Annotated in this window: 3 protein-coding genes; all 3 read left to right on the forward strand. The window is 32.8% G+C overall.

Annotated elements, in window-relative coordinates; translation table 11 throughout:
- The first annotated feature begins 31 nt into the window (after positions 1-31).
- The 3 genes from HMPREF9129_RS02960 to HMPREF9129_RS02970 all read left to right on the forward strand — a co-directional run bounded on the left by HMPREF9129_RS02960 (position 32) and on the right by HMPREF9129_RS02970 (position 11,797).
- Positions 32-8,146: a SpaA isopeptide-forming pilin-related protein gene (locus tag HMPREF9129_RS02960; RefSeq protein WP_040552237.1), complete on the forward strand. Its 8,115-nt coding sequence runs from the start codon at positions 32-34 to the stop codon at positions 8,144-8,146.
- 217 nt (positions 8,147-8,363) lie between these two features.
- Entirely contained in the window at positions 8,364-10,535 is a 2,172-nt protein-coding gene (locus HMPREF9129_RS02965; RefSeq protein WP_004820204.1) for a pilin N-terminal domain-containing protein, read from the forward strand.
- A 23-nt stretch (positions 10,536-10,558) separates the two neighbouring features.
- Positions 10,559-11,797: an MSCRAMM family protein gene (locus HMPREF9129_RS02970; RefSeq protein ID WP_004820206.1), complete on the forward strand. Its 1,239-nt coding sequence runs from the start codon at positions 10,559-10,561 to the stop codon at positions 11,795-11,797.
- Positions 11,798-11,942 lie beyond the last annotated feature (145 nt).

Here is an 11,942-nt window from a genome sequence, read left to right on the forward strand (position 1 = left end):
TATTTTATTAGAAATAGAAGAGAAAAGTAAAATGGCAATTCTATTTCTAAAAATTGAATTAAGAACTGACGAACTGAGTATAAGCCAAAAACTAAATAATTTTAGAACTATAAATACAAATATATGGGATAGTGCTGTACCAATAATAATAGGTAATGGACAAATAGAAGCTAGAGGAGAGCTTGAAGGAAATACAATCACATGGACTATCAAGGCAACGGATGTTTCAAAGAATGCAAAAATTGAAATCACATTAGGTAATGGACAAAATGTAACAGAAGCTAACACTATATCAGGTCCAGAATTAAAAAGTAATTTGGTTAATAAGTCGAAATATAATTTTACATTGACACCTAATAACTCAAGTGGAGAATATAAGATTGTTACAAAAATAAATTCAGTGTCTCAAGAACAAACTATGACATTGTCATATAATAATTCATCTATTGGCGAGAAACAATCAAGAACAATATCTTTGAAAACCCAAGGTGGACAAGAAGGAAATTATAGAGGTTTTATTTCTGCAAGAGGTAGTTATTTAAGTGTTGAGGATAAAGATGGTAAATGGGAAAAAGCTCTATGCATAAACACAAATAAAACATTCCCTAGTTTTGGTACAAAATATCCTTTTGAAGAAACTAGTATAGATAACATTAGCTCGTTAATAACGAATAAAAATTATACTAATAATGAAGAACTAATAAAAAAGATTAAGCAGGCTATTTATTATGCCGATACAAATAAAGAAAGTCTGCTGAAAGACGTAAACTTAACAGGTGGGAATAAAGAACAAACTTTTTATCATATGATTCAAGGTGTGATTTGGAGATATACAGATGGTGATGATACTTACGTTGCAATAAAGAAGCATATTACCAATACACAAGATCAAGGAAAACTGATTGAAGCTATGAATGAGATATATGAGAAGTCTCAAAACGTTCAACCACAAGACTATAATAGAGTTGAAATACGTGTATTTAAACCTGTAAATAACGAAACGTTCCAAAATCTTATTAGTTATAAAATTGAAAAGAAAATAATTCCTTATAGTGTGGGTGCACAATTTAAACTACTTAAACTTGAAGAAGGAACAAATAATAGATTACCTGGAGCTAAATTTAGTTTGAAAAATAGTTCTGGAACTTTTAATAAAGAACAAGTAGGAAATTATGAAGGAGAAATAACTTTTTCAAATATACCTCAAGGAGAATACACACTAAAAGAAGAAGAGGCGCCAATTGGCTATCAAAAAACAGATAAAATTGCAAAAGTTAGAGTGGATAATGATGGACAAATAAATATAGATGGAGAATTGATAAAAAAAGACTCCACATCAAATAATTACGGAGTAGACGTTTTTGTTGTAGAAAACCCTAAAAATCCAGATGGCCCTTTGGGTAAATTTATTCTTAAAAAGACTGATAAAAATGGAAGACCACTAAAAGGTGCTAAGTTCTCATTAGAAGGAAATGGAACAAGTAGAACTATAGAATTAAAGGATAACGAAGAGGGTTTGACAATCGATAATTTGTCACCTGGTATCTATACATTAAAAGAAACAGAAGCACCTGATGGCTATACTAAAACTGAAGAAACCGCAACAATTACTGTTGATAATGCTGGAAATACAAGCATTAAATCAGACACAAATCTTTCTAAAGATATATCTGTTGAAAATGACAAAAAAACACTTTTATCATATGATGGCAAAGAACTTAATATAGTTATAGCCGTGGAGAACAGATATCCAAAGGGAACTACCGAAAGATATAGCCATTATAGAACAACGGCAGCAAGTATATATGATGCATTTAAAAACACACCAGGGCTAAAAGGAAAAGTAAGTATTATTTTAGCAGGGACTACTCCAAAAAATACAAATGTAGTGACCTTTAATATAGGCGGAGACTTCAAATTTCCAGATAACAATAATGCTGAAGGCTGGATGGATCAAGCATTTACAAAGACAGCTCAAATTTTTGGAGACAGTCCAAATACCGAAAATATTCTTATAACATTATTTGAAGGTAGCTATTATGGGAGTAATGCTGATAGAGCTTTAAGAGAACTATCTAGTACAAATATTAATAAAGTTTTCAATTACACGTATAGTGAATCTTGGCTAGGGAATGTAAATAATTCCTTGATAAATAGGTATAATAAATTAAAGATAACAAACTTAGGTTTTAATAGTATAATTTCAAAATCAATGTTTGATGAAAATAGAGATTTTTATGTCAAGGAATATATAACTGGTCTTGATAAAAATGGAAATGTTACATCAGCCGATATAGGTACTCATATAACCAAACACCAAGTTACTGTAGCTACAGCAACTATTTCAAATGAAATCTTTGCTAAGTTAATTATAAAGAAAACAGATAAAGCTGATAACAAAGAATTGCAAGGAGCAGAATTTACTCTTACTAAAAAAGATGGCACAAAAACCCTTACAGCTGAATCGACAACAAATGGTATAGCAACATTTGATAATATACCACCGGGAGAATATATATTAAAAGAGACCAAAGCTCCTGATAAATACAAGAAGATAGAAACAGAGTGGAACGTATATGTTTCACCAACGGGTTCAATATTTGTCAATGAGAAAAAGGATAATGTAACTCCACAAGAAGTAAAAGGGGAAGATATATCAAATAAACTTAACGGAACCATAACATTATCCACACCTAAAGCACCAAATGGTCCATTAGAAATTGGGAAAGACTCAAACGGTATCTTAATTGAAGGCGATTTTACAGCAACAGATGTAAAAGCCGGAGATTATTTTGACCTAAAGATTTCAGAGACCATTCACTATAACATGCTCCAACCTGACAAGCCAAACCAACCTACTATTACAGATATTGCTGGGGAAAAGATTGCGGTGCCTACACTTTTAAAAAGTTCTCTAGGTGGCGAAAAAATAATCAGATATACCTTTGTAAAAGACTTACAAAGTGTAAAATTTTCTTTTAAACTTGATTATTCAGTAGATGTATATGGTGCTAAAAATAATGGAAGCTATGACTTTAAAGCCAGTGTTGGAAATACAGTCGGCACAATTAATAAGCAAGTTTCATATAGTGAAGGAGAGTCAAGTAATGATGGTTTAAATATGAATGCTTCATTTGATTATACCAATGACCAAAACGGTAAGTATAGTCAAGTTATATATGTAAACCAAAAGGGAAGTAATATTACAGTTCCAACACATTTGGAAATTACACCTTATGTAGATAGTAATTACAAAAATGGCTATATAAAAGCAAATATTTCACCAATTGCAACAGCAATAAAAGTCTACAAAGTAAAATCTGGACAAAGTCTATCAAATGCAGTTATCTATGAGAAAGATAAGCTGGAGGACGTAACTGACCAATTTAAAGATAAAATAAAAATTGACTATGGAAAGGCTACAGTTCAATTTGATAATATCGGTACTGACAAATATGTTGTAGTTGTTGATAGCAATATGATTTATCCACAAGGACAAATTCAAGGAACCTACTTGGCGCAAGTTGCTAGCTTGGTAAATAATAATCCATCAAGTAGAGTTAGTATGATTTCAGGAATAGCTACTTATGATAGCTCTTCATTGGGAACTGGTTCAACTTATACGTCAAATAAGATAGAACTAGAGATTAAAAACGAAAAAGAAGATATCAAATATGGAAAGTTTATAATTCATAAGACGGATGAAAGTGGTGAAAACTTATTAGTAGAGGCTACTTTTAAACTTTCTAAAAAGATGAGCTATGGAGATAGTAAAACTCCATTGCCGGAAACACATCAAGTAAAGGAGGATTTCCAAGCTCAAACAAAGACAACGCAAAAAAATGGAAAGGTCGACTTTGACAATCTTCCACCGGGAACTTATGACCTTGAAGAAACAAAGTCGCCTGATGGATATGTTAAAGATGTTAGAAAGTTTGTAGTTGTAGTACAAAAAAATGGAAACACATTCATTGTAGATGCTGATAAATATACGCCAGAAAAATATCCAATAGAAGGCGATATTACAAAACCAAATATTGATATAGATGAATCAAAGTCAAGAACAACACCAATGAACCTTGATGGTAGAATTGACATAACTGGATATAAAATGTATAAAAATATTAGTGAAAGTGGATTCGATGCGCACAGAAGAGTTTTCTGGATGGATTTTAATTTAGAATTTCCTGAGGATACAATGCCAGGAGATACATTTACAATTAAATTAGATAAAAATTTAAATATGAGAGGGGTTTCTCTTGAAGATAGGACTCAAGAGCCGTTTATTGATGAGAAAGGGGAAACTGTAGCGGAACATATAGGAACATCTTACATTGATGAATCATATCAATTCATTTATAAAGTAACAGATAAATTTAAACAAGGTGAAAAATTAATTCTATCTGGAACAAGACCGCTCTATATAGACAGAAATAAAATTTGGACAAATGACGATATTTCTAAAACGTTCATCAATACCATAGCAGGAAAAAAACAGGACTCTTTTAAGTTTGATAATATTTATTATGGTCAATATAAGAGCAGTACTCATTATATTGAAGTAGGCCATGTGCCGTTTATATATCCTAAAGCTCAAGAGGTTGATATCTATGTACAAGCATCCACCTATGGAATAGCGAATCCTATTCTAACAATAGAAGCTGGTAATCTTGACTTTACAAATGCTGACATAGTGATCTCAAAAAAAGATGGTTATGGGTACATTGGAGAAAGTAAGGAAAGGCCGGCATCCTTTGGACCGGGGATTATGGATTTTTCAAATCTTGTAAACTCAGATAAAGTAGATAAAACTAAGGGAGGTATAGATATAACTTTACCTGGGGATCGTAATTCTAATAGATATAATGTTAAGATAACAGGAGCAAAAATATTACAAAAACAGCAAGATATAAGTGTAACATCAAGCATACAAAATTATGATTATTACGGATATTTGCGACCATTATCATTTGTTTATGGAATTGGTGTAGATAAAGGATCAAGTCAAGCAGAAATCAAGAAAATTCCAAAAATAATCATCAAAAAGACAGATGAGAGTGGGAAGAATTTCTTACCAGGAGCAACATTTACTTTGACACAAGGAGGGACTTCTGGGAATCCTAATTATAGTCAAACAAGGACTACCAATTCAAAAGGGGAACTTGTATTTACAGGCTTGAAACAAGGCAATAACCAGTATGTTTTAACAGAAATTAGTCCGCCAAAGGGATATGAGAAACTGAAGTCAGAGTCTTGGAAACTTTATATTGATGTTGACAATCAGAATGTGACAGTAAGTAACTACTATACAAATGCAGATGATAGTGTAGAAATTAAAGATAATTTTGTAACTATTAAAAATAAAAAAGGCCCTTATGTATCGCCAGAAGTACTATTTAGAAACTACAAAAACGAAATCACTTTCTACAAGGTTGATGCCCAAGGAAATTCTTTAAATGGTGCAAAATTTAAATTATTTAAAGGTGACATTGAGGTTGAAAATTCTGAAAAATCTGGAAGCATTATAAAATATGAAAAACTTTCATCAGGGAATTATTTAGTGAAGGAAACACAAACTCCAGAAGACTTCTCAGCACCTGCAGATCAAACTGCAGCAAGTTTCACTGTTAAAGAAGATGGAACTATAACCAATGTAATGATTTATAATGGTATAAAATTGGTTCAATCTAATGAAGATATTCATAAAGTTATAAACACAAAATTTTCAGGGAAAGGCAAGTTTAGATTAAAGAAAAATAATGAAAACCAACAATTTATACTTGGTTCTGAGTTTACCTTGTCTAAAAAAGAAAATGAAAAATTACCTGAAAGCTTTGAATCTGTAAAGAAAAAGATAGAAGATGTAAATGGTATAGAGTTTACTGGACTGTTACCAGGGCTTTATATACTTAAAGAAACAAAATCTCCTGATGGTTACAAGGCAAGTGATGATTATGTGGTAATAGTTCATCAAAGTGGCAATACTCAAGTAATAGATAGAAAAGTATTTGATATATTAGATAGAGAAGAATTGAAAGAAGATGGTGATCCTGACGAATTATTTAATACAACAAGCACTATAGTTGGTGAAGGAGACAAAGAAAAAGAAAGAGATAAAAATGTATTTGACGGTCAATTAATAAAAAAACTTGAAGTAAGTGACTATGAACTAGTATCAAGCAATGACAATAATCAAGCCACAGTCTATCCGAATAAGGGTGAATATCTCAAGGTTAAATTTAAAATAAATTTACCGGCACAAGCTAAAGAAGGAGACTATTTCTATATTACCTATGATGAAAATTTAAATAGACTAGGTAACAAGATGATAGAAGACGAAATACTTCCAATAAAATCATATTTGGGAGAAGAATTAATAAAAGTTACTAATAAAAATGGAGACAACACTTACAAGTATACCTTGACTAGTGCAGTTAACAATAAACAAGATTTTGAGATAGAAATAGAAGCACCACTTTATGTAAATAGGGATAAGGTTAAAGAAAATGCTTTACTTACTATAAAAAATACAATTCCTTCAAAGGGTAAGGATAATGAACTAGCACAAACTGCAGTTGAAAAAGTATATGAAAATCAAATTAGTGTTGATTATAGTGGATTTTCTATAAGAGCCAAAAGAAGTAATGATAATATAGGGTCTGCTATCTACTACAATACGGATAAGATTGAACTTGATCTAGCAACAGGTAGACCAAAGTTGGACTCTAAAGGTGAGCCAATAAAAAAAGAAAATCCAAGTCCTTATACAATAAGTTATGTTTATCTTTATGGTGAAAAATTGCCTCAAGATAAAATAACAGTGGGATTATATACTAATACTGGTAATCAATTGTACCCTTATTATCGCTTTTCTGCTATTGATTTATTTAATAGTGAAACGGATATTAGTATCTATAAAGTAAAGCATCCATTTGAGTCTCTTATTAATACAGAAAAGCTAAACCCTGATATAATGCCGGAAAGTTTTGGGTTGACAGAAGCTTCATTACAAACTGAGCAAAAATTAACAGTAAGCACAGATTATTCGGTAGAAGATAGGCCTGCAACTTATGGACAAGCAAAAGTATTAACAATAAATGGTGGCGGAGAAGGAAATAATCCAAAACAATATGGGTACGTTATAAGGATAAAAGCACCATATGAAACGGGAGATATTCCAATAAGATTATTTGCTTCTATGAGAAGAGGCAATGGTGAAGTAATAGGATTTAACGACGAAATTATCCAAGCTAAACCAAGTGCAACTATAAATTATAGCAAGGCCATAAAATTGGTTAAAAAAGATAGTGAAGATAATACAGCTATTGATGGTGCTGTCTTTAAACTTACAAGCGTAGAAGGAGAAGAAAAATACCTTCAATATGCTAAAACAGGCCAGGATTCTCAAAACAATATTAGTAAGGGTACACTATACTTCACAAAGATAAAGGCAGGAGACTACATCCTAGAAGAAGTTATAACTCCAAGCGGATATCAGAAACCATCGTCACCATGGAAAGTTCAAATAACCGTTGATGATAAGGGAAATATAATAAATGTTATAAAAAAATCTGGTGCTTCAGATGATTTATTGTCTATTGTCGATGGCTCCAAAAATGAAATAACAGTAACAAATAAAAAAGCTCCAATTACACCAACAGAAAAGACAGTTATAAACTATCCAAATAAAATTAAATTTTACAAAGTAAATGAAAATGGAGAAGCCTTAAAGGGAGCAGAATTCAAATTAAAGAAAATAAATGATGTCGTTAAGGAAATAAATTCTATTGGCAATACTTCGACTAATGAATTTATTTTTGAAAAATTATCGCCGGGAGATTATCAACTCTACGAAACAAAAGCACCGGCCGGATATCCTGAAATAGGAAGTGAATTAGAAGTAGCAACATTTACAGTAAATGATATAGGTGAAATAAAAAAAGTAAAAACTTATAATGGGATACAACTAACAGAAAGTGATGGAACTATTCATAAGATAGTAAACACCAAAACTAAACCTGTTTATCCATTAACAGGTGGAATGGGGACTGTTCCGTTTGTTGGAGCGGGGGTTAGTTTGATGGCTCTTGCTTGGTATGAGCTTAGAAAGAGGAAGTATGATAACAAAGGGGGTGGGACAAATTAAAAAGTTACCCCCACTTTGCAGAAAGTCATTTTTGAAGAGAGAATAAAGGGCTTTGATGGGAGAAGATTAAAAATTTTCTCATCAAAGCTAAAACAAGCAATACTAAAGATAAAAATTGAAAAAAATTAAAACAACAAAAGAGAATTATATGTAGTAATTTAAATTACTACATATAATACGTATATTAAAAATTTTAAAACACTTAAGGAGAGACATGATGAACAAAAACAAAATTATGGCATCGCTACTTGCTCTTGTAATGATGCTAAGTGTATTCGCACCGTTTGAGGCTTTTGCGGCTGAGGCAGTAGATAGTGGGAAAACAAAAGTAGTAGTACACAAAATGCACCAAGAAAGATTGGAAGATGTGAGTGAAAAAGCAAAGCAAAAGGGTTACAATGGTGGAGAAATTAAACCTCAAGATTATACAGAGATATTTGGGGATAAGTCTAAGGAATTGGAGAATGTTAAATTTATTGTATATAAAGTAACTGATTCAGATCTATTAAAGGAATTAGCTGATTCTACAAATAAAACGAAGTATGATACAGAAGAAAAAATTAAAGCTTCTGATAAGAAAGATAAATTTACTCAAGAACAAACACAAACTACAGGACGAGGAAATGCAGGGGCAACTTTTACTCTTGATAAAGGTTCATATTGGTTCATTGAAGATCAAACAACAGTTAGAGATGGAAATAAAGTTTTTGCAGGAGCAGTAGCGGTACCTTTCCTTTTAGAGTTACCGGTATACAAACAAAATGGCGAGAAATTTAGTGAAACAGATGCTTTACACGTGTATCCAAAGAATACAACAAATGCACCGGAAATAGATAAGAACTTTGTTAAGACACATGGTTTAGAAGCGGCTAAAGGGTTCGCTGGAGACGATGCTCAAGCTCTTAAAGATGTAGGAGCAGTTTTAACTAATTATGAAAAAGAAAAAGCAACTGTAAGTGCAGAAATTGGTAAAGAAATTCCATATGAAGTAGTTACAAAAATACCTGCTAAATCTTTATATCAAAGATTAGTATGGCAAGATAGCATGACTAAAGGTTTGACTTATAAAAAAGATTTAGAGATTAAATATGGAGAAAGTGCAGATACAGCTAATACTAAACTAGAAACTCCAGCTGATTATAAAATAGAACAAAATGATTCAGGATTTATTTTAACTTTAGAAAAAGCTGGTATTGAAAAACTTGAAAAAGCAGCTGCTGACAAAGATATTTATGTAAAATTAACTTATCATGCTACAGTAAATAGCAAGGCAGTTGTTGACCAACCGGATAAGAACAATATTTCTTTTGATTATAATAATAAGCCAGGGGAAAATACAGACCCAAGAGAAAAAACAGTAAAAGGGACAGAAGTTAAAGTTGAAAAAACATGGGCGGATGGTTCATCGAATCAAGCTCCAGCAGATGCAAAAGTAACATACTACCTATACAAAAAAGGTAGTGGAGACTTTTCTACAGATACGCTAGTAGATTCAGTTATTAAGACAAAAGATTTTAGTCATACATTCTCAAATCTTGAAGATGGAGACTACTATGTAAAAGAGTTTGTTCAAGGTTACACTCCAGAATATACAACAAGTGAAAATGGAACTATAAAATTGAACAACAATAAAAAGCCTGGAACACCTTTAGTGCCAAAGACTCCAGAAATTGTAACAGGTGGAAAGAAATTTGTTAAGACAAATGATAAAGCTGGTAATGAATTAAAAAGACTTGCTGGTGCTGAATTTGTTATTCAAAACAAAAACACTAATGATAATACAAACAATGGAAAATATTTAAAGATTAATGACTCAAATGTAGGGGAATCTGAATATTTAAAAGCAGAAAAAAATTATCAAGAGTTTATTAAAAAAGTTAATGAAGCATTAGCAAAAGGTAAAATTTCAGCAGAAAATAAAGTAGATAATTTTGATAGCGACCAAGCTATAAAAGGTGAAGTAGATAGATTAGAAAAAGCTAGAAATGAAGCATTTGTAAAAGCTAACTTAAATTATACTTGGGTAGATAAGGAGCAAGCAACTAAGTTCTATTCAAATGACAGAGGTCAATTTGAAGTTAAAGGTTTGGCTTATGGAGATTATCAAGCAGTGGAAACTCAAGCTCCTGCAGGATATGCACTTCCTACAGGTGGCGGAAGCTTTACATTTAAAGTAGAAAAAGGTTCTTATACATCAGAAGAAAACGGAATTAATTATGAATTAGAAAAAACTCAAGATAAAGATGCTAAGCAAATCAAAAATAATAAAGTAACTATCCCACAAACAGGTGGTATTGGTACTGTAATCTTCACTGTAGCAGGTCTTGCAATTATGGGCGGAGCTTTCTACGCAATGAAGAAGAGAAATGAAGAACAAGAAGAAGCTTAATTAAACATAGTCGGGAGGACTTTATGTTAAATAAAATAAATAAAAATCTAATAAGGGCATTTGTTTTTGCCATCTTAATCATTAACATGGTACTTCCAAATGATGTTTTTGCAAAAAGCAGTGTGACAATTGATTTGAAAGGGAAGAGCGAAAGCTCGGACTTTTCAAACAGACGTCTTAGCCTTTGGAAGGTATCTTCTGATTTGTTGGAAGACGAAAAGGTGAATATTGCTGAAAATTTAAAAAATTTAAGTGATGAGCAGATTACTAAAAGGTATTCAGCTCCTATTTCCACAGAATACTCAAATAGAGACGGGATAATCAATATCGAGCTTGAGAGTGGAACTTATTATGCGAGGGAAATCACTGACAGTGCGGTTAAGGTTTATCCGTTTGTGTTCACCGTGAGTGAGAAAAATTTTAAGGTTATTCCCAAGGGGGGATTTGACATTCCGCCCGGTAATACCAAACTTATAAAGGTATCTACTGACGGGACAAGGCTTCAAGGGGCTGAGTTTGAACTCTATTTTGTAAAGAATGACGGGGTTGAAAGAGTGCCTTTGAAGGAAAATGTCTATTCGCCGAGCGGGTCAAGGAATGAGATTTTGACTACTGATGTGAATGGGGAGATAGTTTTATATGATTTGCCGATTGGGGACTATATGTTTAAGGAGTTGAAGGCTCCAAACGGATATATGGTTAGACAGGCTGAAACTTATTTTACAATCAACAGTTCAAGAAGCACTGAGGTCAGGATAGTGAACTATCGTGCCGGCGAGGGCGGTTTCAAGTTCAAGAAGATTTCTGAGGACGGAACTCCTTTGACGGGTGCGAAGTTTATGGTGACTAAAAAGGTTGGGGATATTTTTGAAAAGATGAGGATAAATAATGTCGAGTATGTTGTCGAGTCAACTGCTGAGGGTTATTTTACCGTTGACGGTTTGCCTTTCGGGGAGTATTTCTTATGGGAAACTCAACCTCCTAAGGGTCATTCTGCTCTTTCTGATTCTGTGAGATTTGTCATAGAAGAGGGTAGTTTTAACCAGATGATTGAAATCAGGGATAGGAGAATTCCTGAAGTGCCGCCGTCTAATCCGCCTGTTGAGCCGCCGATTGCTCCTGAAAAACCGCCGATTGTAATTCCGAAGACGGGGGATATAACTCTCTTGTTGATGGTATTGGTCGGAGGGGTGTTTTCTGCGATTGGCTATAGACTTGTCAGAGAGGACAACGATACGGTTAGTGTGAAAGTGGAAAATTAAATATGTTTTATGGGCAATGCTCTCGGATTTTTCCGGGGGTGTTGTCTTTTTTATTTGTATTGAACGGGACAATATAGGGGCGGCACGAGATAAACGAGGTCCGCCCGTGTATGTAAAATATGAAAACAGATTAGAATTTAAAAAG

Origin of the sequence: Peptoniphilus indolicus ATCC 29427, assembly GCF_000227315.1 — a bacterium.
Lineage (GTDB): Bacteria > Bacillota > Clostridia > Tissierellales > Peptoniphilaceae > Peptoniphilus > Peptoniphilus indolicus.